The following is a 26,397-nucleotide window of genomic DNA, read 5'->3' as shown; positions in this document are numbered from 1 at the left end:
ACCGTGCACCATCAGGGCCGATAAAGGCATGACGGCGCGGCACGAGTAAGCTAATGCGAACAGCATGAATACGCCATCCATGCCAGCTTATGAGGACAGATTCCTTCTGGATCTGGCCCTGCGCCTTGCCGATGAAGCAGCGGAGCTGATCCGCGCCATCCGCGCGCGCGGCTTCGCCACCACGGTCAAGACCGACAGCTCCCCCGTAACCGAGGCCGACCACGCGGCGGAGGCGCATATTCTCAAGGGCCTGCGCGCCCATGCGCCCGCCATCCCCGTCGTGGCGGAGGAGGAGATGGCCGCGGGCATCCGCATCGATCCCGGCAGCGAGTTCTGGCTGGTCGACCCACTTGACGGCACGCGCGAATTTGCCGCGGGCCGCGATGATTTTACCGTCAATATCGGCCTGATCCGCCATAACCGCCCGGTGCTCGGCGCCGTGGCCCTGCCTGCCTACCACCAGCTTTATGGCGCGGGTGCGGGGCGTGGGGCCTTCCGCATCGACAAAAATGGTGAGCAGGCGATCCATGTCCGCCGCCCCCCGGCACAGGGGCTGACCGTGCTGGCCTCGCGCCATTATGCCGATGACCCGCGGCTGAAGGAATTCCTGGGCGGCCATCCCGTCGCCCACCTGGGCAATATCGGCTCGGCGGCCAAGTTCATCCGCGTGGCGGAAGGACTGGCCGATCTCTACCCCCGCCTCGGCACCACCATGGAGTGGGACACCGCCGCCCCGCAGGCCGTGGTCGAGGCCGCCGGTGGCGCCATCCTCACGCCCGATGGCAGGCCGCTGGCCTATGGCAAGCCGGAATGGCGCAACCCGCACTTCGTGTGCCGTGGGGCGCGGTAGGTCCGGCCCGCATGCAAACCCGCCTGCTCCCTGACACCCCCGCCGGGATCGAGACCGCAAGCGCGATTTTGCGCGCGGGCGGCCTCGTGGCCTTTGGCACCGAGACGGTTTACGGCCTTGGCGCGGATGCGGGCAATGACCGGGCGGTGGCCGCCATCTACGCCGCCAAGGGCAGGCCGGGGCGCAACCCGCTCATCAGCCACTTCGCCAGCGCGCAGGCCGCCTTCGCGCAGGTCGCGGCAACGGAACTGGCCCATGCGCTGGCCGCGCGGTTCTGGCCCGGCCCGCTGACCATGGTGCTGCCCCGCGCGCCCGGCTGCGCCATCTCGCCCATTGCCACGGCAGGGCTGGGCACCGCCGCCGTGCGGGTACCCGCAGGCACCACCACGCTGGCGCTGCTGCAGGCGTGCGGCTTTCCCGTCGTGGCCCCCTCGGCCAACCCTTCGGGCAAGGTCAGCCCGTCGGATGCGCAGCATGTCATGGCGGGACTTGCCGGGCGGATTGACGCGGTGCTTGACTGCGGCCCCTGCGCTGTTGGTGTGGAGAGCACGATCATCGACCTCAGCGGACCCGTTCCGGTGCTGCTGCGCCCCGGCGGCATCACGCTCGAAGCGCTGGAGGAAGCCTGCGGCATGCCCCTTGCCCTGCCGCAGGCCGCAAGCAACGATGCCCGCCCTTCCGCCCCCGGCCAGCTTTCATCGCATTACGCGCCCGGCCTGCCGGTACGGCTTGACGCCACGAGCGTGGGCGCGGATGAAGCCCTGCTGGCCTTTGGCGCCCCGCTGCCGGGCAGCAGGCTGGTGTGGAACCTGAGCGAAGGCGAAGATTTGCATGAAGCGGCAGCCCGCCTCTTCGCGGGGCTGCGGTTTCTTGATATGGAGGGGCAGCGCCGGGGACTGGTCGGGATTGCCGTACAGCCCGTGCCCCGGCACGCGCTGGGGCGGGCCATCCGCGACCGGCTGACCCGTGCGGCCTGTCCGCGTTCGTAATGATTTCAACCGCATGATCCGACCCTGGTGCAGCTGACATGAGCGATACACAGACAATCGACCCAAGGGAACTGAGAATCCTTTCGGATATTCTCGCCCTTGTTCTGGATGAGAATGCTGGCCAGTCGGAAGCAGCGCTGGCAACCATCCGCACGCGCGCTGGCAAGAACCAGGTCACGGGCGGCGCACTCAAGAACCTGTTCACCGCGATCGCGCCCAACCCACCGCCCAGGGCAGCCCCCAAGCCCCGCGCGCCGCGCGCCACCAAGGCCAGCGCCGCCGCCAAGAAAGAGATCGAGGAGTCGCACGCCCGCATTGCCGAAATGGCGGAAAGCATCCGCACGCTCGATGCGACCCTGCGCGACACGCGGGTTGAACTGCGCGCCTCCCTTGCCCGCAACGACGCGCTGACCGCCGAGTTGCGCCAGACCCAGCAGGCCCGCGCCGAGACACTGACCGCCCTCTCGGTCGCGCACAACAACACCCGCCCGGCCGGCCGCCGCTCATCGGGCCTGATCGTGGCCGCCGCCGTGGGCGCGCTGACCGGCTTCGCGCTGACCGAGGCCTTTCACCTGCTGGCCCAGCCCAGCCCGGCGCAGGCCAGCGCCACCTACCCGCCGGTGCGCCACCATGGGCAGGCATGGCTCGTGCCCTCATCCTTCCCCTCCCATACAGGACACATGCTGTCATGACCGTATCCCCCTCGCCCGCGCCCACGCGCCCTGACCTGATCGCGCGCTTTACCGATCTGCTCGGCCCGGTTGGCGTGCTGGTGGATGCGACCGATACCGACAGTTTCTGCACCGACTGGCGCGACCTGTACCATGGCCGCGCGCTGGCCGTGCTCCGGCCCGCCAATACGGCGGAACTCGCCGCCATCGTGCGCCTGTGCAACGAGCACGACGTGCCCATGGTGCCGCAGGGGGGCAATACCAGCATGGTCGGCGGCGCCACACCTGACGGGAGCGGGCGCGAGGTGGTGATCTGCCTGTCACGCATGAACCGCGTGCGCGCCATCGACCCCGCCGACCTGACCATGGAGGTGGAAGCGGGCGTGACGCTGAAAGCCGCGCAGGATGCCGCGCGTGAAGCAGGCTTCATGCTGCCGCTTTCCATCTCATCGGAAGGATCGGCGCAGATGGGCGGCGTGCTGGCCACCAATGCGGGCGGCAACAACACGCTGCGCTATGGCAATGCGCGTGAACTCACGCTGGGCATCGAGGCGGTCATGCCCGATGGCAGCGTGTTCCATGGCCTGCGCCGCCTGCGCAAGGACAATACCGGCTACGCGCTGCGCCAGCTGCTCATCGGCTCGGAAGGCACGCTGGGCATCATCACCACCGCCATCATCCAGCTCCATCCGCAGCCGCGCGCCATCGAGGCCGCCCTGTGCGCGATGGACGACGCCGATGCGGCGCTGAAGCTGCTCGGCCTGCTGCGCGCGCGCGACCCGGCCCTGGTGCAGGCGTTCGAGTTCATGTCCGGCACCGGCATGGACCTCGTGACCAGCCTGATCGCGGGCGCCACCGTGCCGCTGGGCGAGCGCGCGCCCGCCTACGTGCTGGTTGAACTCGCCACCCCCCGCCCCGATGCCGACCTGCGTGAATACGCCGAGGAAGTGCTGGGCGAGGCGCTGGAGGAAGGCATCATCACCGATGCCGTGATTGCCGAGAGCGAAGGCCAGCGCGCGGGCCTGTGGAAGCTGCGCGAGGAACATGCCGAAGCCCAGCGCCGCGCGGGGGCGAGTGTGAAAAACGATGTCTCGGTTCCGGTCACGCACGTGCCGGAACTGATCCGCCGCGCAACAGCGGCGTGCGAGGCGCTGATACCGGGCATCCGCCCCGCCCCGTTCGGCCACATGGGCGATGGCAACATCCACTTCAATCTTGTCCAGCCCGAGGGCATGGACCCTGCCGCCTTCCTGGCGCGTAGCCATGACATCATGGATACGGTGGCCGATATCGTGAAGGACCTTGATGGCTCTTTCTCGGCCGAGCATGGGGTGGGGCAGCTCAAGCCCTACATGATGCCCGCATGGCGCGGCGGCGCGGAGCTTGCGGCCATGCGCCACATCAAGGCCGCCCTCGACCCCAAAAACCTCATGAACCCCGGCAAGGTCCTGCCACCCGCGCAACCGGGCGCATGACCCCACGCCCCGCCGTGCCGCGCGTAACAGACTGTTCCACCCCCCCATCCGGGCGGGGTTCACCCCTTTTGCCCCGGCGCGAACAGGGTTAGACAGGGGCATGCCTGCCCTCCGCCCTGGTCCCGATCGCCTCGCGCCGCGCCTGTCGATTCTGGATCGTTACATGCTGCGCCAGCTCCTGCTGGCGCTGGCGGCAAGCACGGGCGCGCTGGCAACCCTGATCTGGCTCACCCAGTCGCTGCATTTCGTCTCGCTGGTGGTGGGGCGCGGGCTGTCGCTGCGCGTGTTCCTGGAACTGACCGGCCTGCTCATCCCGTCCTTCGTGGCGGTGATCCTGCCCATCACCACCTTTGTGGTGGTGCAGTTCATCTACCAGCGCTTCGGCACCGACCGCGAACTGACCGTGATGCAGGCGGCCGGCCTCTCGCCCTTCATGATGGCGCGGCCGGGGCTGATATGCGCGGCCATTGCCACCGGGGCGTGCCTGCTGCTCAACGTATGGGTGGTGCCGGTTTCGTACCACGCCTTCCGCCAGTACGAATTCCAGATCCGCAACCGCATGGCCGCCTTCCTGATCCAGGATGGCGTCTTCACGCAGGTGTCGGACAGCATGACGGTCTATATCCGCACGCGCGACAAGGACGGCACGCTGCATGGCATCATGGTGGAAGATGACCGCACGCCGGGTGCGGAAGCCACCATCCTGGCCGAGGAAGGCAACCTCGTGATTGTGGGCGACCAGCCGCGCGTGGTACTGTTCAACGGCTCGCGCCAGGAAATCGATGCCCATACCGGCCGGCTGAACGTGCTGACATTCGCGCGCAACACCATCGACCTGTCCAGCCCGCACGGCAACCATACCCGCCAGCCCGATGCCAATGAACTGCCGATCGCCCAGCTGCTGCACCCGGACATGCACCTCTATTCCCGCCGTGATGAAAGCAAGATGGTCATCGAGGCTTGGCGCAGGCTCAGCACGCCGTTCTGCGCCTTCTCGTTCGCCATGATCGGGCTGCTTGGGGCCATGGGGGGCAATTATTCGCGGCAGGCCAGCATCATCCGCCCCGTGCTGGCCATACTGGGCGTGGTGGCCGTGCAGGCGCTCACGCTTGCGGTGCAGAACCTCGCCTCACGCAACCTGCAGCTCATGCCGCTGATGTGGATCTGCACGCTCACCCCCGGCCTGGTCTGTGCGGCGATCCTGTTCTGGCCCGAGATCCGCACCGAGCGCGAAAAGCCTGCCCCGGCGGGCAGTTCCAGCCCATGAACATGGCCTTTACGCTCTCGCTCTACATCGCGCGGCAGTTCACCTATGCCACGCTGGCCGTGATCGCCTTCCTGACCGGGCTGATCACGATGTTCGATTTCATCGACCTGCTGCGCCGGGTCTCGACGCGCCCCAACGTGCCGACATCGCTGGTCAGCGAAATCGCGTTCCTGCACATTCCCTTCGCCTGCCTCGAGATCCTGCCCTTTGGCGTGCTGCTGGGCGGCATCATCTGCTTCTGGCGGCTTGCGCGCACGTCGGAGCTGGTGGTGGCGCGGGCGGCGGGCATCTCGGCATGGCAGTTCCTGGCGGGCCCGGTCATCTGCGCCGTGCTGATCGGCACGGTGGCCACCACCGCCATATCGCCCCTTTCCTCCGTCATGTATCGCCGCGCGGAGGCGCTCGACCGGCAGTACCTGCGCGACAATAACGGCAAGTCGCTCAACATGACCGGCGGCACGCTGTGGCTGCGCCAGAGCGATAACGGGCTGGTCAGCCACGGCACGGCCATCATCCATGCCCGCCGGGTCAGGCTCAGTGGCGGCATGCTGCATGTGGGGGCTGTCACCGTCTTCCGCATGGGGCCCGATGATGACCTGATCACCCGCATCGAGGCCGAGCGCGGCTATCTGGGCAAGGGGCGGTGGATCCTGACCACGGCCCGCCTGCTGCGCCCCGACGAACTGCCCGAGGCGATGGGCGAGATCACGCTCCCCGCCGACCTGACCCTGGCCGGGGTGGAGGAGAGCTTCGCCTCGCCCGATACGCTGTCGGTCTGGGCGCTCCCGGGCTTCATCCGCCAGCTCAGGCGCTCGGGCTTTTCCACCATCCGCCACCGGCTGCATTTCCAGACCCTGCTTACGCTGCCGGTGCTGTCGGGCACCATGGCGCTCGTGGCCGCCGGTTTTTCCATGCGGCCCGCGCGGCGCGGCGGCGTGGTGCGCATGATCAGCTTTGGCGTGGCCGCCGGTTTTGCGCTGTTCGCCATCTCCAAGATCGCGGCGCAGTTTGGTGAAACGGGAACCCTGCCGCCCCTTCTGGCCGCATGGGCGCCCACCGTGGCCGGGCTTTGTCTTGCAGTCACGCTACTTCTTCATCTAGAGGACGGTTGATGTCCCGTCCCGCCCCTTCCCCGCGCGCGCCGTCACCTGTGCGGCTCCCCGCCGCCATGCGGCGGTTTTCGCGCGGGCTGCTGCTTGCGGCCACGGCACTGGGCGGGCTCATGTTCGGGGCGGATGCACGGGCGGACGGGCCGGTGCGCGCCATGCCCATCCATGCACCCAAGAGCCAGCCCGAACCCCCGGCCTCGTTTACCGGCACGGTCTCGAATACCGACCCGATGACCTTCCAGGCCGACCATGTGGCCTATGACAGCAAGAACGGCATCGCCACATGGACCGGCAACGTGCAGCTGTGGCAGAATGACCAGATCATGCGCGCCGACAAGGTCGTATACGACCGCAACACCGGCATTGCCGCGGCGCGGGGCAACGTGGCACTCGTCGAGCCTGACGGCACCGTGCTGTTTACCGAATATGCCGAGCTGAGCAACGGCATGCGCGATGGCATCATGACGCGCATGTACGCCCAGATGTATGACAACGCCCGCCTTGCCGCCAACGGCCTGCGGCGCACCAACAGCAAGGTCAATGACCTCACGCGCGTGGTCTATACCGCATGCGAGATCTGTGCCCGCCACCCCGAGCGCGCGCCGTTCTGGCAGTTCCGCTCCTTTGACGCCACGCATGACCTGCAGCACAAGCGGCTGGAATTCCGCGATGTGTTCTTTGATTTCTTTGGCGTGCCGGTTTTCTACCTGCCCGCCTTCTCCATGACCGACCCGTCCGTGCGGCGGCAGAGCGGGTTCCTCACCCCCGGCTTCACCCCGCATGACCGCTACCTGGGCACGTATGTCACCATCCCGTATTACTGGGTGATCGACCGCTTCTCCGATCTTACGGCAACCGGGCTGTTCGCCACGCGCACCGGGCCGGAACTCATGATGAATTTCCGCCGGTATTTCAAAACCGCGCGCCTCAACGTCAATGGCAACATCGCCTATGACACCCACCACGACAGCACATACGTCAATACATTTGGCGATACGGTGGACAGCTCGAACAATCACGGCGTGCAGGGCTATATCTCGGCCAGCGGGCAGGTGAACATCAACAAGTCCTGGCGCGCGGGCGGTAACATCCGCTGGGCCAGTTCGCCCAACTACATGCGCGACTACCGCGTGAGCGGCTACGGGCAGGATACGCTCAATTCCAACCTCTACCTCGAAGGCTTCGGCACGGGCTCGTATTCGCGCATCGATGCCGAGGGCTATCAGGGCATGAACCAGGGCATCATCAACAACAAGGACCTGCCCTGGGTCCTGCCGCGCTACACCTACAGCTATTTTGGCCAGCCCGATGCTCTGGGCGGCCGCTTCGCGCTTGATACGACGGATTTCTATGTCTATCGCCAGAACGGCACATCCGATCAGCGCGGCCAGCTCTCGCTCAACTGGGACCGCCCCTTCCACAATTCCCTGGGGCAGATCTGGAACCTGACGCTGCATGTCGAATCCGCCGTCCATCGCGCGACCGACCTCAACGCCCAGCCCAATTTTGGCCGCACGGCGCGCGCGCAGGTGCAGGGCCAGGTGGAGCCTACGGTGGCGCTGAAGATGAACTGGCCCTTCCTGCGCAGCTTCAACCACAATACCGGCACCCAGATCCTCGAGCCGATCGTGCAGTTCATCGCCGCCCCCAACACCGGCAACAGCACGTCACGCAATATCCCCAACGAGGACAGCCTGACCTACGAGTTCACCGATTCCACGCTGTTCGCCATCAACCGCTACGCGGGCACCGACCGGCTCGATGGCGGCCTGCGCGCCAATGTGGGGCTTCATAACAACTGGACCTGGAACGGCCACCAGATCGACGTACTGATCGGCGAGAGCTTCCAGGAACATATCGACCATAACCGCATCCCCTATTCGGGGCTGAACCATCACCTGTCGGATGTGGTGATGGGCACGCACATGGTGCCCAACCAGTATTTCGATTTTGACGGCAAGATGCGGCTCGACCCCTATGCGGGCAAGGTCGACTTTGCCGATGCGCTGGGCAGCGCGGGGTTCCGCCATTTCCGCGTAACGGGTGGCTACCTGTTCGAGCCGGTGACGCCGTACTACTATTACGCCCAGCGCTCCTATGCCTCGGTGCCGCCGGCCATTTACTACAAGCCGGTGAGCGAACTCACGGTGGGCGCCGCCTCCAACTGGGATAACTGGCACATCGCCGCCTACCTGCGCCGCAGCCTGTCGCGCAAGGAAAGCGTGGCGGTGGGTGGCGATGCGGGCTACCAGAATGACTGCTTCGGGCTGGATGTCATGTATCTCAAGCAGTACACCACGATTGGTGGCCAACAGAGCAATTCGACCGTAATGTTCTCCCTTACGTTCAAAACCATCGGCACGTTTGGTATAAATGGCTGACCTGATGCGCGAAAGACCGAGCCGGATGTCCCTCTTCCCCGCCACCCGTGGCACAGCCTTCCCCCCCGCACCCCGCAGCCGTGGCCCGCGCCGCACGCTGGCGGCCACCCTGCTGGCCTGCCTGGCGCTGGTGGGGCACCAGCCCGTGGCCAATGCCCGCAGCGCCCATGCCATTGCCCAGCAGGCCCAGGCGGCGGAAGATCAGGATGCCATTGTTGCCACCGTCAATGGCGCGGTGCTGACCAAGCGCGACATCGACACGCGCGGACGGCTTTTTGCGCTCTCCTCGGGGCTGGATGTGAGCGATGACGTGATGCAGCGCCTGCGCCCGCAGATCGTGCGCCAGCTGATCGATGAAAAGCTGCGCATGCAGGAAATGCTCGATCGCCACATCAACGTACCCCTCCAGCAGATCGCGGATGCCATTTCCGGCATCGAGCAGCGCAATGGCATGCCCCAGAACGCGCTGCGCAACAAGCTGGCGGAAGATGGCGTGTCGCTCACCACGCTGATCGACCAGATCCGCGTGCAGCTTGGCTGGTCGCAGGTGCTGCGGCAGGAAACGGCGGAGCATGGGCGCATTACCGCAGCCGAGATCGAACAGCGCATGGCCGCGCTCAAGCGCGAGGACGGCAAGCCGGAATACATGATCAGCGAGATCTTCATTCCCGTCGAGGACCAGCGCCACCCCGAAGGCGAGCTGAAATTCACCGAGACCATCATTCAGGAACTGCGCGAGGGCGCGCCCTTCCCCATTGTCGCGGCCCAGTTCTCGCAGGGGCAGAGCGCGCTTGACGGCGGCATGATGGGCTGGACGCAGGAAGACGGACTCGACCCGCAGGTGGTGACCGTCGCGCGCCAGATGCCCGATGGCGCCATTTCCAACCCCATCCGGGTGGCGGGTGGTTACGTGATCGCCACCATCGCCGAGCGCCGCACGGTGGGCCACCAGATGGTGACCGTGCTGTCCATCCGGCAGGCCTTCTTCCCCTTCGATGCGCCGCTCGACCCCGAGAACCCGACGGACCAGCAGAAGCAGACGCTCGATGCCGCCAATGCCTTTTCCACCACGGCCAAGAACTGCGACCAGGTGGAAGCGCAGAACAAGAAAAACGGCGAAAAGCACCCCTCTGACCCCGGCGACCTGATGCTGAACCACCTCAACCCGCAGATGCGCGAGGTGCTCGAGCCGCTCCCGCCCGGCAAGCCCAGCCACCCGCTGGTTTCGGTGGATGGCATCCTGGTGCTGATGGTCTGCTCGCGTGAAGAGCGCAACATCGCCATCCAGACGCCCAGCCAGATTGCCGATCACCTGCTGAGCGAGCGCGTGGAGCAGACCTCGCGCCAGCTCAACCGCGACCTGCAGCGCCGTGCGATCATCGACATGCGCTCCAAGACCTGAGTGCTTTCATGACCATGCCACAACGCCCCCACGGGCTTGAGCCGCTGCGCGATACCATCGCGCGGCATGGGCTGGATGCCCGCAAGGCGCTTGGGCAGCACTTCCTGCTTGATCCGGGCATTACGGCGCGGATCGCGGCCCTGGCGGGCGACCTTGCGGGGCAGCATGTGGTCGAGGTCGGCCCCGGCCCCGGTGGCCTGACCCGCGCGCTGCTTGACACGAAGGCGGCCAGCGTCATCGCCGTCGAGGTTGATCCACGCGCGGTGGCGGTCATTACCGAGCTTGCGGCGCATGCACCGGACCGCCTGCAGATCATTGAGGCGGACGCCATGCGCCGGGATCTCGCCACGCTGTGCCCCGCCCCGCGCCAGATCATTGCCAACCTGCCCTACAATGTGGGCACGCCGCTGCTGGTGGGCTGGCTGCGGCAGGCAAGCGCGTGGTCGCGGCTGACCCTCATGTTCCAGCAGGAAGTGGCCGAGCGCATCTGCGCCGCCCCCGGCTCCGACCATTACGGCCGGCTGGGCGTGCTGGCGCAGTGGACATGCCGCTGCGGGGTCATGATGCATATTCCCCCCGGCGCGTTCTCGCCGCCGCCCAAGGTCCACTCCGCCGTGGTGGGGCTGATCCCGCATGCCGAGCAGCCCGATGCGGCCCTGTTCCGCGCCATGGAGCAGGTCACGGCCGCAGCCTTCGGGCAGCGGCGCAAGATGCTGCGCGGGTCGCTGAAATCCATTGGCGGCGAAGCACTTCTGGCCGAAGCGGGAATTGAGGGCAGCCGCCGGGCGGAGACGCTCGAGATCGCGGATTTCGACCGCCTCGCCCGCCTGCATGCCCGCCGCAGCGCCGCCGTAACCTGAAGAGATAAAAGTTTTTGGTGAAGCTTTTTGCAAAAAGCTTCAGGAGAATGCTGCCTTTCTGAAAAAAGGCAGCGCCCGAAAACTTTTATTCTGTTGCGGCTTACGCGGCACTTTCCACCTGCTGCCCGCGCGCCATCATGTAGTCACGCGCCAGCGGCAGGGCATCGATTTCACGCGAGAGCGTGAGCTGGAAGTTCATGTGCCCCTGCACGCGAAATGCCAGTTCCGACACCACCAGATAGAACTCGAACATGCGGCAGAAACGCTCATCATACAGCCGGGCGATCTGGGCGCGCCGGGCTGCGAACCGGGTGCGCCAGTGAGCGATGGTGCGGGCATAATGCAGGCGCCATATCTCGCAGTCAGCCAGCCACAGCCCGGCCCGTTCCACCGCCCCCACCACCTCGCTCACGGCGGGGGAATAGCCACCGGGAAAGATGTAGCGGTCAATCCACGGATTGGTCACGCCCGGGCCTTCCCTCCGGCCTATGGCGTGCAGCACCATCACGCCATCGGGCCGGAGCGCGCGGCGCATGGCGGCAAAGAAGGCAGGATAATGCGCCACCCCCACATGCTCGAACATGCCGACTGAAATGATCCGGTCATACTGCCGGGCCACGGTGCGGTAATCGAGCAGCTCGAAGCGCACCCTGCCCTCCAGCCCGGCAGCACGCGCCCGGCCCTGGGCAATGTGCAACTGCTCGCGCGACAGGGTAATGCCGGTGACATACGCGCCGTAATCACGCGCCAGCGTCAGCCCCAGGCCACCCCAGCCACAGCCGACATCCAGCACGCTCATGCCGGGGCGGTGCAGGTACAGCTTGGCGGCAAGATGATGCTTCTTGGCCGCCTGCGCCTCGGCCAGCGTTTCGTGCCCGGTGGGAAAATAGCCGCAGGAATACTGCATGTCCTCATCAAGGAAATGCCGGTACAGCGTGCTGTCGAGGTCATAATGGTGGGCGACATTACGCCGGGCGCGCTGGCTGGTATTATTTTGCAGCCACGACCGCGCCATGTAGCGCAGGGTGGAAAACACGCGCTCGCCCGCCGGGCTCCGCTCCATCACGTTGCGCATGAGCACATGCATCAGCTCATACAGCGTGCAGCCCACGGGGTATAACGTGCCCGCCATGTAGGCCTCGCCCACCTTCAGCGCGGGATCGAGCAGCAGGGCACGCGCGGTGGCCGGATCGGCAAGGCGCATGGCGGCCTCCGGGCCGGGCCTGCCCACGTAGATGCGCCGGTCTCCATCAGGGTAATAGACCTCGAGCCGGCCTGATGTGATGAAATGGGCGAACGCCCGGTCCAGCAGTACAGGCGCCATCGGTCTTCTCCCCGCATGCCTCATGCTGCAACCCGAACGGCAAAAGCCCGGAAGAGTTTCCTCTTCCGGGCTTTCACAACCACTCCAGCCACCCGCCAGGCGGGTTGCAGGGTCAGGTCAATCAGACAGCCGGGGTTTCCTCGATGGCGGTCTCTTCCGAAACTTCGCCCTCGGTTACCACGCCTTCGTCAGCCAGTGTGGGTTCGTCGTCGATATCAACGCCGATTTCCTCGCCACGGGCCTGACGCTCTGCTTCTTCCTCAGAGCGGGCAACATTCACGGTGACCTGCATGGACACTTCCGGGTGCAGGGCAACGCTTACGTCATACAGGCCAAGCTGCTTGATCGGCTCGGGCAGGATCACCTGGTTGCGGGTGATGGTCAGGCCGGCCTTGGTTGCCGCTTCAGCGATGTCACGGGTCGTGACCGAGCCGTACAGGCTGCCGCTGTCACCCGCCTGACGGATCAGGATGACCGACAGGCCGTGCATGCGCTCGGACAGGCGCTCGGCCTCCTCGCGGTTCTTGAGGTTCTGGGCCTCAAGCTGCACGCGCTCACGCTCGAAACGCTCGCGGTTATGTGCGTTGGCGCGGATCGCCTTGCCCTGGGGCAGCAGGAAGTTACGGGCATAGCCCGGCTTCACCGTGACGATCTCGCCCATCTGGCCCAGCTTCTCGACGCGCTGGAGCAGGATGAGTTCTACTGCGGACATGATTCTGCCTCCCTCAGCTTACAATGTAGGGCAGCAAAGCCAGGAAACGCGCACGCTTGATGGCCTGGGCCAGTTCACGCTGCTTCTTGGCGGAGACTGCCGTGATGCGGCTGGGAACGATCTTGCCACGCTCGGACAGGAAGCGGCTCAGCAGGCGCACGTCCTTGTAGTCGATCTTCGGCGCGTTGGGGCCGGAGAACGGGCAGGACTTGCGGCGACGGTAGAACGGACGGCGCGCGCCAACCGCAACGCGGCGGGCGGCGGGGTTGATCTCGGTGGTTTCAGACATCAGCTCTTACTCCGCTTCGGCGCTGGCAGTGGCGTTGGCGCGCTGCTGTTCTTCACGCTCGTTACGGGCGCGGAACTCCTCGCGGTCATCGAAATTGCGGCGCGTGCCACGACCGCTCTCGAAACGGCCGGTGGGCTTGGGCCCACGGAAGCCACGCTCACGCTCATCGCCCTTGCGCGACAGGATGACCGAGGGAGCCTCGTCGATCTCGTCGATGCGCAGGGTCAGGACGCGCAGGATATCTTCGTTCAGGCCGAGCTGGCGCTCGATTTCCTTGACCGCGGCAGAAGGCGCATCAAGGCCGAGGAGCATGTAATGGCCCTTGCGGTTCTTCTTGATACGGTAAGCCAGCGTACGCAGGCCCCAGTATTCGCGCTTCTTGATGGAGCCGGACTCGGCTTCCAGATAGGTGGCGATGCCATCAGCAATGGCTTCGACCTGCTGCTGCGACACGTCATTACGTGCAATCAGCACGGTTTCATACAACGGCATTGGAACTCCCTTCGGATCACTTCAACCCCCGCATGGACGGACACGGTCCGCCATGTTGCCCATAGGGCACGGGTATAGCCGGGAGCGATGCCACGCACCCGGCAGGGAAGGAGCGGGTTGAAACACAAACCCCGCCCCTGCACAAGGAAAAAGTACGGTTTACTTCGGATCTTTCGGCGCCAGCCACGTAAAGACGGGCTCGGGCGAGACAAGCTGCGGCTCATCATGGCGGAACCCCGTGACCGACTTGACCACCGCGAGCGGCACGTCAAGCATCGGGCCGGGGTCACGGGTCTCGCCCTGCGCCATCAGGGCGCGGGTGGCGGCAAAGGCCTCCTTGTGCAGCATGGGCACGGCGGGCGGGGCCTCGCCGCGTATGTCGAGCGCGAGCATCTCCCCTCCGCGCCCGTCATGCACCACGCTCCAGCACTCCTCGCCCGCCTCATAGCCCTGGGCCTGGCTGACGGGGTCGACGCTCCCCACATCGCATGTGACCAGCTTGCCCTCGCGCACCAGGGTCTTGCGGTCATAATCGGCCAGAAGACCGCTATCATTATCAACGCGGATAACAAACCACCCGTTGGGCAGGTCGGCTATGGCATAAGGCGCCTCACCACCCGGGTCCGGCGTGCCGGTGTCACGCAGGCCAAGCGCATCGATCAGGCCAGCCCGATCAACGCCGTGGAATTTGTAATAGGATACGTCGAACTCCATTTCCCTCTCTCCAATTATGGGACAGGAAGGAAATGGTAACGGTTTTGTGTTATAACAATATCTGGAATACTATTTTTATGCGCATGCCTGCATTCAGGCCAGCCGCAGCCGCGCGGGCGGCACAAGGCCGAGCGCATGTGGGATGGTCCATACCTCATGCAGGGTGCGCACCTTACGAAAGCCTGCCCGCAGGTAATTGGGCAGGGCGCGCGGATGGTCGGCCGAGCAGGTATTGACCCTGACCACGGCAGGCCGCAGCCCCCAGGCCCGCGCCACCATGTTGTGCAGGAAGGCCTGCCCCACCCCGCGCCCGATCCATGCGGGCAACAGGCCGAAATAGGCGATATTCACGTCAGGCGCGTAGCGGCTGTCGAGTTCGCAGAAACCGGCGGGCTCACCGCCATCATAAAGCACATGCACGGCAATGCCGGGGCCCGAGAGCAGGCGGGCAAGCTCGGCATCGGGCATGACGCGGCGCAGCCACCAGCAGTAATCCTGCCCCACCGCATCATACAGGGCGCGGTACCACGCCACCCCGGGGCGGAAGGTCTGGCGGATGCTGTAGCCCGGCGGCAGCGCCGGGGGGATCCCTGGTGGCGGGCGGTCCATGCACAGGAACGTCACATCCACCCCGATCCGTGTTCCACCCCCATCCGGCTCATCGCGGCTGGGGGCACATGGAACCTCAGTTATCATCAAGGAACGAGCGCAGCTTGCGGCTCCGGCTCGGGTGCTTGAGCTTGCGCAGCGCCTTGGCCTCGATCTGGCGAATACGCTCGCGCGTCACGTTGAACTGCTGGCCCACTTCCTCCAGCGTATGATCGGTATTCATGCCGATGCCAAAGCGCATGCGCAGCACGCGCTCCTCACGCGGGGTGAGCGAGGACAGCACCCGTGTCGTCGCCTCGCGCAGGTTGGTCTGGATCGCGGCATCGAGCGGGATGACGGCGGCCTTGTCCTCGATGAAGTCACCAAGGTGGCTGTCTTCCTCATCACCGATCGGGGTTTCGAGCGAGATCGGCTCCTTGGCGATCTTGAGCACCTTGCGCACCTTTTCCAGCGGCATGCCCAGCTTCTCGGCCAGTTCCTCGGGTGCGGGCTCACGCCCAATCTCATGCAGCATCTGGCGCGAGGTGCGCACCAGCTTGTTGATCGTCTCGATCATGTGCACGGGAATGCGGATGGTGCGCGCCTGGTCGGCGATCGAACGCGTAATGGCCTGGCGGATCCACCATGTCGCGTAGGTGGAGAACTTGTAGCCACGGCGGTATTCGAATTTGTCCACTGCCTTCATCAGGCCGATATTGCCTTCCTGGATCAGGTCAAGGAACTGCAGGCCGCGATTGGTGTATTTCTTGGCGATCGAGATCACGAGGCGCAGGTTGGCCTCGATCATTTCCTTCTTGGCGCGCGCCGAATCCCGCTCCCCGCGTGAGACGGTAGCATACACGCGACGGAACTCGCCCACCGGCAGCCCGGTTTCCTGCGTCAGCTCGGCCACCTGGTTGCGCAGGCGGATCACCGTCTCGGCATGCTTGGCCAGGAAGTTCTTCCACGACTTGGCGGGCAGCCCCGCCACCATGTCCATCCAGCCCGGATCGAGTTCGCGGCCACGATATTTGAGCAGGAAGTCATCACGCGAGACGCGGGTGCTCTCGGCCAGGCGCAGCATGCGACCCTCAAGGCCGTTGAGGCGCTGGAAGATTTCCTTGAGGTGCTCGACCAGTACCTCGATGCGGGCATTGTGCAGGTGAACCTGCTGCACCTTGCCCACCAGTTCCAGGCGCAGCTGCTCGTAGCGGCTTTCCTCGTCGGGGGAGATTTCAAGCCCGGCGGTGAGTTTTTCCAGCCGCTCGGCCTGCACCTTGTGCAGCGCCTCGTACAGCGCCTCGACTTCCTTGAACTGCTCGAGGATCTCGGGCTTGAGCTTTTCCTCCAGCGCGGAAAGCGACAGGCCGGCACCTTCGCCCTCACCCTCGCCTTCGCTCTCGCTTTCCTCGGCCTCCTCGGTCTCGTTGCCCTCGTTCTCGGTAAAGGCATCGTCGCCTTCAGCGGCCTCGGCGGGGTCGTTGCCGCCTGCCTGCATGGCCTCGAGGTCAACGATGTCGCGCAGCAGCATCTCACCGGCCTTGAGCCGCTCATGCCATGAAATGATGGCGCGGAAGGTCAGCGGGCTTTCGCACAGGCCGCCGATCATCTCGTCGCGGCCGGCCTCGATGCGCTTGGCGATCGCGATCTCGCCCTCACGCGAGAGCAGCTCGACCGAGCCCATCTCGCGCAGGTACATGCGCACCGGGTCATCGGTACGACCAAGGCTTTCGGTATCGACGTTACCGGCGGCGGGTTCCTCGCTCTCGGTCTCTTCCTCGGCGGTGTCGTCGCTCTTGGTTTCAGCCGCGGGGGCGGCCTCGGTGTCGTCGTTATCCTCGTTCTCGACCACCTGCATGCCCATCTCGGACAGTGCGGCCATCACATCCTCGATCTGCTCGGAGGACATCTGGTCCTGCGGCAGGACGGCGTTGAGTTCGTCAAACGTGATGTAGCCGCGTTCCTTGCCGCGCGCGATCAGCTTCTTTACGGCGCCGGAGCGGGTGTCCAGCAGGGTTGTATCGTTGTCCTGATCCCCTGAAGCCGTGTCCGTACCCGTGGCTGTCTTTGTCGCCATGCCCGATCAATCCCTACCCAGCAAATCCGTTTACTCGCGTGCGCCCGAACCGGCCCGCGCACAGGGGCCGCGCCCTTGTTCCCGCCCCCTTCGCGCAGCGGGACAGGATACGGCCAATCATACCGTTTTCATCTGCATTTGTCTGGTGCAGGTGGTCGATAACATGGTCGAAGTCAAGGGCAGGCGCGCCCCATTTCATGCAATCGGCCCATTTTCCGCCTCATTCCTCCTCCTCATCGCCGCCGCGGCGCAGGGCGTCGAGGGCGATAAGGCGGGTGCGCAGGCTGTTCCATTGTGCCTCATCCGGCGTGCCCGCACACAGGCGCTCGGTATCGGCGCGCAGCTCGGCGGCGAAGCGCTCCACATCAAGCAGCCCGTAGAAATGCCACCACTCCTGCACGGGGTCGGTGTCAAACAGGTCGGCATCGGCGGCCTGCCCCCGCCGCCCGCGCGTGGCGTCCACGCGCTGGCGCACATCGGCAAGGCCCGCTTCGGCCAGCCGGGACGCGAGTTCGTCCGCATCGGGCAGTGCGCCATTGCGGTCATACAGGTCGAGCAGTTCCTCGCGCAGGGCGGCGAGGTCAGGGGGCAGCTCAAGGCTGCAATAGGCATCCTGCACCACGTCAAGCACGCTGGGCTGCTCGATCAGGATGGCACTGAGAATGCACTGGCGCTGCAGGTCGGCGGCCATGGGAGCAACCGGGGCCGTGGCCACGGGCACCCTTTTTGCGCCACCGCGCCCATCGCGGCGGAAGGTCTGGAAAAAGCTGTCGAGCAGGGTCGAGCGATATTCGGCCGCCAGCGTCTTGTCGGGTATGAGGGCCGCCACCGCCACGAGCCTGCGCCGCAGGGCCGCGCGCTGCTCGGGGCCGGGGTCGCGCACGCCCTCGCTCATCAGCCCGAACAGCACCTGCCCCATCGGGCGCGCGCCCTCGATCATGGCGGCCATGGCGGCACTGCCATGGCGGCGCACGAGGCTGTCGGGGTCTTCGCCCTCGGGCAGGGTGCAAAAGCGCAGCGTGCGCTCGACATTGAGCAGCGGCAGCGCGGTCTCCGCCGCCTTCACCGCCGCGCGCTGGCCCGCGCCATCGCCATCGAAGCACAGCACGGGGGCGGGGGCGACCTGCCACAGCGCCTCGAGCTGCTCGGCGGTGAGCGCCGTGCCCAGCGGGGCGACCGCGCCATGAAAGCCTGCCTGATGCAGCGCGATCACATCCATGTAGCCTTCAACCACCAGCAGCTCGGCCCCTGCCCCGCTGCCACGCACGCCCTCGCGCGCGCGATCGAGGCCGAACAGCACCCGGCGCTTGGAGAAGATCGCGGTCTCCGGCCCGTTGAGGTATTTGGGCTGGCCATCACCCAGAATGCGCCCGCCAAACGAGACCAGCCGCCCGCGCCGGTCGCGGATGGGAAAGGTCACGCGGTTGAAGAACAGCTCGCGCTGCGGCGCGCCACTCTCATCGGCGCGCATCACCCCCGCATCACGCAGCATGGCGGGTGTTATGTCGAGCCTGGCCATTTCGGCCACCAGTTCGCCCCGCCCGGCACCCGACCAGCCCAGGCCGAAGGCGGCGATGGTCTCATCGGTCAGGCCACGGCCCCGCAGGTAGGCCAGCCCCTCGCGCCCTTCGGGTTCATGCAGGCGGCGCTGCCATGACTGCTGCACGGCCTCGAGCACATCGCCCAGCGTGCGGGCCTGCTCGGCACGTTCGCGCCGCACCGGGTCGGGCTTTGGCATGTCCATGCCCGCCGCCGTGGCCAGTTCCTCCACCGCCTCGGGGAAGGAGCGGCCCTCGCTCTGCATGACAAATGTAATGACATCGCCATGCGCCTGGCAGCCAAAGCAGTGGTAGTGGTCGTCATAGACGTAGAACGATGGCGTCTTTTCCCCGTGGAAGGGGCAGCACGCCTTCCAGTTCTTCCCCGAGCGCACCAGCTTGGTGCGCCGCCCGATCACGGGGGCGATGGGCGTGCGGGCACGCAGTTCGTCAAGGAATGCGGGGTCAAGCGCCATCGTATCCGGACTCCGGCGCGATCAGGCCGAAAGCCGCGCGCGCACGACAGCCGAGGCGCTGGCCGGGTTGAGCGCCGCGCCAAACTGCTCCTTGAGGGCTGCCATGACCTTGCCCATGTCCTTCATGGAGGTGGCATCGGTGCGCGCGATAGCTTCGCGCACGGCGGCCTCGATGGTGGCGTCATCCAGATCGGGGGGCAGGTAGTCGCGGATGATCGCAATCTCGGCCTCTTCCTTCTCGGCCAGTTCGGGGCGGCCACCTTTGATGTACATCGCCGCCGATTCCGTGCGGGACTTGATCATGCCACGCAGCATGGAAATCACCGCCTCATCGCTCACCTGGTCCTCGCCCTTGGCGCGGCCTGCGATATCGACATCCTTCAGCTTTGCCGTAATCATGCGGATGGTGCCGACCTTTTCGCTCTGGCCAGCCTTCATGGCGGTTTTCAGGTCATCCATGAAACGTGCGCGCAGGGACATGCTGTCAACTCCTCTGCCCGGCGGGAGGGCACGATGCCCCCTTGCATGCCGGGAATAATTTTCCCAATGTCTCGGTGCAAGGGTATGTGGGAATTTTCTTCCCAATTACCAGAGACGCTGTTAGGCAATACTCCCGGAAGGGACATCATCCAATGCCGATGACGATAGAAAGTATTATCGAACGCCTTGGCGGGGCCGAACAGGCCGCGAAGCTGGCTGGCGTCAGCACCGAGGCCATTCGCAAATGGCGGCAGGCCCGCGCCATTCCGCCCAAGCACTGGACCACCGTGCTGCGCGCCACCGGCCTGTCACTGTCCGACCTGCAACCCGCTACAGAATCCGACCGACCGGAGCCCCCGATGAGCACGTCAAACCCGATCGCACCGGCCAACAGGCCCAAAGCTGCGACAGCCGCCCTGATCCTGGCCGATGGCACCATCCTGTGGGGGCGCGGATTCGGTGCGCACAGCACGGAGCGCGCGCTGGGCGAGATCTGCTTTTCCACCGGCATGACCGGCTACCAGGAAACGCTGACCGACCCCTCCTTCGCAGGCCAGATCATTACCTTCACCTTCCCCCATATCGGCAATACCGGCACCACGCCGGAGGATGATGAGGCCACCGCCATCAACGCCCGCGCGCTGGTGGTCAAGGAAGACCTGACCGCGCCCGCCAACTGGCGCGCGACCGAATCGCTCGATGCATGGCTCAAGGCGCAGGGCGTGCCGGGCATCTGCGGCATCGACACCCGCGCCATCACGCGCCGCATCCGCGAGGGCGGACCGCAGACGGCCATCGTGGCCTATCCCGCCGATGGCGAGTTCGACATCGCGGCCCTGCAGGCGCAGGCACGCGCCTGGCCGGGGCTGGAGGGCATGGACCTTGCGCGTGAAGTGACCTGCGCCAAGGCTTACGGGTGGAGCGAAGGCGTGTGGCAGTGGCCGCATGGCACCGCCCCCCTGCCCGCCAAGCGCCGCAAGGTGGTGGCCGTTGATTATGGCGCCAAGCGCAACATCCTGCGCTGCCTCGCCTCGGCTGGCTGTGACGTGACCGTGGTGCCCGCCACCACCACGGCGGAGGAAATCCTCGCACTCGACCCCGCGGGCGTGTTCCTGTCCAACGGGCCGGGCGACCCGGCGGCCACCGCCACCTATGCCGTGCCCGCCATCAAAGGCGTGCTGGAGGCGGGCAAGCCGGTCTTTGGCATCTGCCTTGGCCACCAGCTTCTGGCCCTCGCACTCGGTGCGAAAACCTACAAGCTGGCGCGCGGCCACCGGGGTGCCAACCAGCCGGTGAAAGACCTTGAAACCGGCAAGGTGGAAATCACCAGCCAGAACCACGGCTTTGCGGTGGATGACAAGTCGCTGCCCGCTGACGTGCGCGCCACCCATACCAGCCTGTTTGACGGCTCGAACGAGGGCATCGCCACCAGCCGCTACCCGGCGTTCTCGGTGCAGTACCACCCCGAGGCCAGCCCCGGCCCGTCAGACAGCCACTACCTGTTCCGCCGTTTTGTCGACCTGATCGACACCACAACCAAGACCGCGTGAAAGCCGACCCGACATGCCCAAACGGACAGACATCAGCTCCATCCTGATTATTGGCGCCGGCCCGATCGTGATCGGCCAGGCGTGTGAATTCGACTATTCCGGCGCACAGGCGTGCAAGGCCCTGAAGGAAGAGGGCTACCGCGTCATTCTGGTCAACTCCAACCCCGCCACGATCATGACCGATCCGGGGCTGGCGGATGCGACCTATATCGAGCCCATCACCCCGGAATTCGTCGAGCGCATCATACTGCGTGAAAAGCCCGATGCGGTGCTGCCCACCATGGGCGGCCAGACGGCGCTCAACACCGCCATGGCGCTCGACAAGTCCGGCTTCCTCAAGAAGCACAATGTCGAGCTGATCGGCGCGAACGCCGAGGTGATCGACCGCGCCGAGGACCGCCAGAAATTCCGCGAGGCGATGGACGAAATCGGCATCGAGAGCCCGCGCAGCCTGATCGCCCATACGCTGGATGAGGCCCGCGCGGCCCTTGCCACCGTGGGCCTGCCTTCGGTCATCCGCCCGTCCTTCACCATGGGCGGCTCGGGCGGCGGCATTGCCTACAACAAGGAGGAGTTCGACCGCATCGTCACCTCCGGGCTTGATGCCTCCCCCACCACGGAAGTCCTGATCGAGGAATCCGTGCTGGGCTGGAAGGAGTATGAGATGGAGGTCGTGCGCGACACGGCTGACAACTGCATCATCATCTGCTCCATCGAGAACATCGACCCGATGGGCGTGCATACCGGTGATTCCATCACCGTCGCCCCCGCCCTGACCCTGACGGACAAGGAATACCAGCGCCTGCGCGACATGTCGCTGGCCTGCCTGCGCAAGATCGGGGTGGAGACCGGCGGCTCGAACGTGCAGTTCGGCATCAACCCGGCCGATGGCCGCGTGGTCGTGATCGAAATGAACCCGCGCGTGTCGCGCTCCTCCGCACTGGCATCCAAGGCCACGGGCTTCCCCATTGCCAAGATCGCGGCCAAGCTGGCGGTGGGCTACACGCTCGATGAACTGACCAACGACATTACCGGCAGCACGCCTGCCTCGTTCGAGCCCACGATCGACTACGTGGTGGTCAAGATCCCGCGCTTCACGTTCGAGAAGTTCCCCGGCACGCCGGCCCTGCTGTCGACCAGCATGAAATCGGTTGGCGAGGCGATGGCCATTGGCCGCTCCTTCCCCGAGGCCATGCAGAAGGGCCTGCGCTCGATGGAAATCGGGCTGGCGGGTCTGGACCCGGTCGAGGCGCCGGGCGATGGCGGGCCGGATGCCTTCCGCGCTGCCCTTTCGCAGCCGCGCCCCGAGCGCATCCTCATGGCGGCCCAGGCCCTGCGCGCGGGGCTGAGCGTGGAAGACATCCACGATGCCTGCCGCTTCGAGCCGTGGTTCCTGCGCGAACTGGCCAAGATCGTGGCTGCCGAGCACGCGGTAGTGCGTGACGGCCTGCCCGAGGATGCCGACAGCCTGCGCGCACTCAAGGCCATGGGCTTCTCCGACATCCAGCTTGCCCGCCTGTCGGGCACGCAGGCCGAGGAGATCGCGAAGCTGCGCGAAGGCCGGGGTGTTACCCCGGTGTACAAGCGCATCGACACCTGTGCCGGTGAGTTCGCCTCCCCCACGCCCTACATGTATTCCACCTATGAAGGCGGGTACGGCGTGCCGGAATGCGAAAGCAGGCCGACGGACCGCAGGAAGATCGTCATCCTTGGTGGCGGGCCGAACCGCATCGGCCAGGGCATCGAGTTCGACTACTGCTGCGTCCATGCGGCCTACGCCCTGCGCGAGGCCGGGTTCGAGACCATCATGGTCAACTGCAACCCCGAGACCGTCTCGACCGACTATGACACATCGGACCGCCTGTATTTCGAACCGCTGACCGCCGAGGACGTGATCGCCCTGATCCGCCGCGAGCAGGAGAACGGCACGGTTCTGGGCTGCATCGTGCAGTATGGCGGGCAGACCCCGCTCAAGCTGTCGCGCGCGCTCGAGGCCGCGGGCATTCCGCTGCTCGGCACCCCGGCTGATGCAATCGACCGGGCCGAGGACCGCGAGCGCTTCCAGGCCATGCTGCACAAGCTCGGCCTGCGCCAGCCTGCCAACGGCATTGCCCGCAGCCCGGCGGAAGCCGAGGCCGTGGCCGAGAAGATCGGCTACCCGGTCGTGGTCCGCCCGTCCTACGTGCTGGGCGGGCGGGCAATGGAGATCGTGCATGACCGTGCGAGCCTGCAGCGCTACATGCGCGTGGCGCTCCAGCTTGCGGGGGCCGAAGTGGCCAACGGCCCGGTGCTGATCGACCATTACCTCAATGATGCGATCGAAGCCGACGTGGACTGCATTGCCGATGGCAGGGAAGTCTATGTGGCAGGCGTGATGGAACACATCGAGGAGGCGGGCATCCATTCGGGTGACAGCGCCTGCTCGCTGCCGCCCTACACGCTCTCGCCTGCCATCGTGACCGAACTCAAGGCCCAGACCGAGGCCATGGCGCGCGAACTGGGCATTGTGGGCCTGATGAACGTGCAGTACGCGATCAAGGGGCAGGAGATCTTCGTGCTCGAGGTCAATCCCCGCGCCTCGCGCACCGTGCCCTTCGTGGCCAAGGCGACCGGCGTGCCGGTGGCCAAGATCGGCGCGCGCGTCATGGCCGGTGCCAAGCTGGCCGAGTTCCGGCTTGATGACCGTGCCGTCGCCCCGCATGTGGCGGTGAAGGAGGCGGTGTTCCCCTTCAACCGCTTCCCCGACGTGGACACGATCCTCGGCCCCGAGATGCGCTCGACGGGTGAAGTCATGGGGCTTGATGCCTCGTTTGAGCGGGCCTTCGCCAAGTCGCAGCTTGCGGCGGGCGTGAAGCTGCCGCTTTCGGGCACAGTGTTCCTGTCGGTGCGCGACAGCGACAAGGCTGCAGTCAAGTCGATTGGCCGCCTGCTGGTCGAGATGGGCTTCAAGGTCGTGGCAACCCGCGGCACCGCCAAATACCTGCGTGAAGCCGGTGTCGCGGTGGATGTGATCAACAAGGTGCTCGAAGGCCGCCCCAACTGTGTCGATGCCATCCGCTCGGGCGAGATCCAGATGGTCATCAACACCGCCCAGGGCGCCCAGGCGGTGAGCGACAGCTTTGACATCCGCCGCTCCGCACTCACCCACGGCATTCCGCACTACACCACCATTGCGGGAGCCAGGGCTGCGACGCATGCCATTTCGGCCATGCGCGAGGGGGTTCTTGAAGTCGCGCCGCTTCAATCCTATTTTAAGGGATCATTCTGAGCGCATCGCCACAACGCGGGTGGTCTGCTGGTCCCTGGGCTGGCAGGCTGCCCGCGTCGTATTACAGGCAATACGCCCGGACACAGCAACCAACCGTCAGTTGCGGAAACTGACCTTCACCTCGGGGACAAACCTTGCAGAAATTTCCGATGACAGCCCCCGGGCTCGAACGGCTTGAAGACGAACTGCGCAAGCTCAAGAGTGAAGAACGCCCCGCGATCATACGCGCCATTGCCGAAGCGCGGAGCCATGGCGACCTTTCGGAAAACGCGGAATACCATGCCGCGCGTGAGCGCCAGTCCTTTACCGAAGGCCGCATTCAGGAACTTGAGGAAATCGTCTCCTCCGTGGAGGTGATCGACCCGGCCTCGCTCTCGGGCGACCAGGTCAAATTCGGCGCGCGCGTCAAGCTGGTGGATGAGGAAACCGACAAGGAAGCCACCTACCAGATCGTGGGCGTGTACGAGGCCGACATCAAGCAGGGGCTCCTGTCCATCTCCTCGCCGCTGGCCAAGTCGCTGATTGGCAAGAGCGTGGGCGACAGCGTATCCGTGCCCGCCCCCGGCGGTGACCGGACCTACGAAATCCTGGAAGTTACCTACGGCTAGGCCATAAACCCGTGATCACGCTTGAAGATATCACCGCCGCCGCACAGCGGATAAAGGGGCGCGTACTCCACACGCCCACCATACCGTGCCAGACCCTCTCGCGCGCAACCGGCGCGGATATCGTGCTCAAGCTCGATAACCTGCAGGCGGTGGGCTCGTTCAAGGAGCGCGGGGCAGCCAACAAGCTTGCCCTGCTCACCCCACGCGAGCGCGAGCGTGGCGTGATTACCGTCTCGGCGGGCAACCATGCGCAGGGCGTGGCCCGCCATGCTTCCCTGCTTGGCATTGACGCGGTGATTGTCATGCCGCGCTTCACGCCCGCCGCCAAGGTCACGCGCACGGCTGCGTGGGGGGCGACCGTTGTGCTTGAGGGCGACAACTTCGCCGAGGCCACGGCGCATGCCAACATGCTGTGCCAGCGCGAAGGGCGGGTATTCGTCCACCCCTATGACGACCCCGAGGTCATGGCCGGACAGGGCACGTTCGCACTCGAACTGTTCGAGGATGCAGGCCCGCTTGACACCTTCGTCTGCCCCATTGGCGGCGGTGGCCTGCTCTCGGGCTGCGCCGTGGCCGGGCGGGCGCTCCAGCCGGGCATGGACATCATTGGCGTGCAGGTGGAAAACTTCTCCTCACTCGCGGGCTTCCCCGGTGATGAGGTGATGCCGCCGGGTGGCGCCACCATTGCCGAGGGCATTGCGGTGCTGCAGATCGGCCGCCAACCGCTCGAGGTCATCCGGGAACTCGTATCAAGCGTGCTGGTCGTGCCTGAAAGTGCGATCGAGACCGCGATCACCATGCTGGCCGAAGGGGCCAAGCAGGTGAGCGAGGGTGCGGGCGCCACGGCCCTTGCCGCCGTGCTGACCTACCCCGAACTGTTCCGGGGCAAGCGCGTGGCGCTGCCCATTACGGGTGGCAACATCGACAGTCGCATCTTGGCCAATACCCTGCTGCGCTCGCTGCTGCGCGACGGGCGGCTTTTGTGCCTGAAGATGGAAATACCCGACCGCCCCGGCGTACTGGCCGACATCTCGCGCAAGATTGGCGATGAAGGTGGCAACATCATCGAGGTCTCGCACCAGCGCCTGTTTACCACGCCCAGCGTGCAGGCCGCCGAGCTTGAGGTCATGATCGAGGCCCGCGACCCCGAGCATGCCCGCGCACTCGAGGCCGAACTGGCCAAGACCTATATCGTGCGCCGCGCCTGACGCGGGCACTCAAAAAGCTTTGAAGAATGCCGCCTTTAAAAAAAAGGCGGCACCCGAAAACTTTTATCA

Annotated in this window: 22 protein-coding genes; 13 read left to right on the top strand and 9 right to left on the bottom strand. The window is 65.7% G+C overall.

The annotated features are described in order from the left end of the window. Window positions 1-64: 64 nt before the first annotated feature. From cysQ to rsmA, 9 genes are all read left to right on the top strand, one after another. The gene (gene cysQ, locus OQZ28_RS03475; protein ID WP_458135150.1) at window positions 65-850 is read left to right on the top strand and encodes a 3'(2'),5'-bisphosphate nucleotidase CysQ; all 786 of its coding nucleotides are present in this window, start codon (window positions 65-67) and stop codon (window positions 848-850) included. 11 nt (window positions 851-861) lie between these two features. Continuing rightward, window positions 862-1,839 carry an L-threonylcarbamoyladenylate synthase gene (locus OQZ28_RS03470; protein ID WP_458135149.1) on the top strand — a complete coding sequence of 326 codons (978 nt, stop codon included), beginning with the start codon at window positions 862-864 and terminating at the stop codon, window positions 1,837-1,839. Window positions 1,840-1,877: 38 nt separating this feature from the next. Further along, complete coding sequence (locus tag OQZ28_RS03465) at window positions 1,878-2,531, top strand: hypothetical protein (protein ID WP_130730272.1); 654 nt, start codon at window positions 1,878-1,880, stop codon at window positions 2,529-2,531. Further along, window positions 2,528-3,985: an FAD-binding oxidoreductase gene (locus OQZ28_RS03460; RefSeq protein WP_458135148.1), complete on the top strand. Its 1,458-nt coding sequence runs from the start codon at window positions 2,528-2,530 to the stop codon at window positions 3,983-3,985. Before OQZ28_RS03465 ends, OQZ28_RS03460 begins: the two co-directional genes overlap by 4 nt. 100 nt (window positions 3,986-4,085) lie before the next feature. Next, a complete protein-coding gene (gene lptF / locus OQZ28_RS03455; protein ID WP_130730274.1) occupies window positions 4,086-5,252 on the top strand; it encodes an LPS export ABC transporter permease LptF in 1,167 nt (388 codons plus the stop codon). Next, window positions 5,249-6,364 carry an LPS export ABC transporter permease LptG gene (lptG, locus tag OQZ28_RS03450; RefSeq protein ID WP_458135147.1) on the top strand — a complete coding sequence of 372 codons (1,116 nt, stop codon included), beginning with the start codon at window positions 5,249-5,251 and terminating at the stop codon, window positions 6,362-6,364. The genes lptF and lptG overlap by 4 nt, the downstream gene beginning before the upstream one ends. After that, window positions 6,364-8,742, top strand: coding sequence for an LPS-assembly protein LptD (locus tag OQZ28_RS03445; protein WP_130730276.1), 2,379 nt, complete (start codon window positions 6,364-6,366; stop codon window positions 8,740-8,742). The genes lptG and OQZ28_RS03445 overlap by 1 nt, the downstream gene beginning before the upstream one ends. A gap of 25 nt (window positions 8,743-8,767) precedes the next feature. Next, window positions 8,768-10,144 (top strand): peptidylprolyl isomerase, encoded by a 1,377-nt coding sequence (locus OQZ28_RS03440; RefSeq protein WP_458135146.1) that lies wholly within the window; start codon window positions 8,768-8,770, stop codon window positions 10,142-10,144. An 8-nt stretch (window positions 10,145-10,152) separates the two neighbouring features. Continuing rightward, entirely contained in the window at window positions 10,153-11,004 is an 852-nt protein-coding gene (rsmA, locus tag OQZ28_RS03435) for a 16S rRNA (adenine(1518)-N(6)/adenine(1519)-N(6))-dimethyltransferase RsmA (RefSeq protein WP_130730278.1), read from the top strand. 100 nt (window positions 11,005-11,104) lie between these two features. Here rsmA and OQZ28_RS03430 read toward each other — a convergent pair whose 3' ends face one another. From OQZ28_RS03430 to OQZ28_RS03390, 9 genes are all read right to left on the bottom strand, one after another. Continuing rightward, on the bottom strand, window positions 11,105-12,328 hold the full coding sequence (locus OQZ28_RS03430; RefSeq protein WP_458135145.1) for a class I SAM-dependent methyltransferase: 1,224 nt from the start codon (window positions 12,326-12,328) through the stop codon (window positions 11,105-11,107). Between the two features lie 121 nt (window positions 12,329-12,449). Then, window positions 12,450-13,040, bottom strand: coding sequence for a 50S ribosomal protein L9 (rplI, locus tag OQZ28_RS03425; RefSeq protein WP_061271280.1), 591 nt, complete (start codon window positions 13,038-13,040; stop codon window positions 12,450-12,452). 13 nt (window positions 13,041-13,053) lie between these two features. After that, window positions 13,054-13,329: a 30S ribosomal protein S18 gene (rpsR, locus tag OQZ28_RS03420; RefSeq protein ID WP_061271282.1), complete on the bottom strand. Its 276-nt coding sequence runs from the start codon at window positions 13,327-13,329 to the stop codon at window positions 13,054-13,056. Window positions 13,330-13,335: 6 nt separating this feature from the next. After that, on the bottom strand, window positions 13,336-13,821 hold the full coding sequence (rpsF, locus tag OQZ28_RS03415; RefSeq protein WP_061271284.1) for a 30S ribosomal protein S6: 486 nt from the start codon (window positions 13,819-13,821) through the stop codon (window positions 13,336-13,338). Between the two features lie 159 nt (window positions 13,822-13,980). Continuing rightward, entirely contained in the window at window positions 13,981-14,535 is a 555-nt protein-coding gene (locus tag OQZ28_RS03410; protein ID WP_458135144.1) for a hypothetical protein, read from the bottom strand. A gap of 93 nt (window positions 14,536-14,628) precedes the next feature. Next, the gene (locus OQZ28_RS03405; RefSeq protein ID WP_130730415.1) at window positions 14,629-15,231 is read right to left on the bottom strand and encodes a GNAT family N-acetyltransferase; all 603 of its coding nucleotides are present in this window, start codon (window positions 15,229-15,231) and stop codon (window positions 14,629-14,631) included. Beyond that, window positions 15,221-17,200, bottom strand: coding sequence for an RNA polymerase sigma factor RpoD (rpoD, locus tag OQZ28_RS03400; protein WP_458135143.1), 1,980 nt, complete (start codon window positions 17,198-17,200; stop codon window positions 15,221-15,223). The genes OQZ28_RS03405 and rpoD overlap by 11 nt, the downstream gene beginning before the upstream one ends. Before the next feature lie 220 nt (window positions 17,201-17,420). Continuing rightward, on the bottom strand, window positions 17,421-19,214 hold the full coding sequence (gene dnaG / locus OQZ28_RS03395; RefSeq protein WP_130730282.1) for a DNA primase: 1,794 nt from the start codon (window positions 19,212-19,214) through the stop codon (window positions 17,421-17,423). 21 nt (window positions 19,215-19,235) lie between these two features. After that, window positions 19,236-19,694 carry a GatB/YqeY domain-containing protein gene (locus OQZ28_RS03390; RefSeq protein WP_130730283.1) on the bottom strand — a complete coding sequence of 153 codons (459 nt, stop codon included), beginning with the start codon at window positions 19,692-19,694 and terminating at the stop codon, window positions 19,236-19,238. 152 nt (window positions 19,695-19,846) lie between these two features. On the opposite strand from OQZ28_RS03390, the gene carA reads away from it, so the two are divergent. From carA to OQZ28_RS03370, 4 genes are all read left to right on the top strand, one after another. After that, on the top strand, window positions 19,847-21,244 hold the full coding sequence (gene carA / locus OQZ28_RS03385; RefSeq protein WP_458135142.1) for a glutamine-hydrolyzing carbamoyl-phosphate synthase small subunit: 1,398 nt from the start codon (window positions 19,847-19,849) through the stop codon (window positions 21,242-21,244). A gap of 13 nt (window positions 21,245-21,257) precedes the next feature. Continuing rightward, entirely contained in the window at window positions 21,258-24,512 is a 3,255-nt protein-coding gene (gene carB / locus OQZ28_RS03380; RefSeq protein ID WP_458135141.1) for a carbamoyl-phosphate synthase large subunit, read from the top strand. Between the two features lie 134 nt (window positions 24,513-24,646). Continuing rightward, window positions 24,647-25,120 carry a transcription elongation factor GreA gene (greA, locus tag OQZ28_RS03375; RefSeq protein WP_078524521.1) on the top strand — a complete coding sequence of 158 codons (474 nt, stop codon included), beginning with the start codon at window positions 24,647-24,649 and terminating at the stop codon, window positions 25,118-25,120. Between the two features lie 11 nt (window positions 25,121-25,131). After that, the gene (locus OQZ28_RS03370; RefSeq protein WP_458135140.1) at window positions 25,132-26,328 is read left to right on the top strand and encodes a threonine ammonia-lyase; all 1,197 of its coding nucleotides are present in this window, start codon (window positions 25,132-25,134) and stop codon (window positions 26,326-26,328) included. Window positions 26,329-26,397: the final 69 nt, after the last annotated feature.

It is taken from the genome of Komagataeibacter sp. NFXK3 (assembly GCF_054182245.1).
The sequence above is the reverse complement of the archived record's forward strand: the minus strand, read 5'-3'. Positions and strand labels throughout refer to the sequence as shown.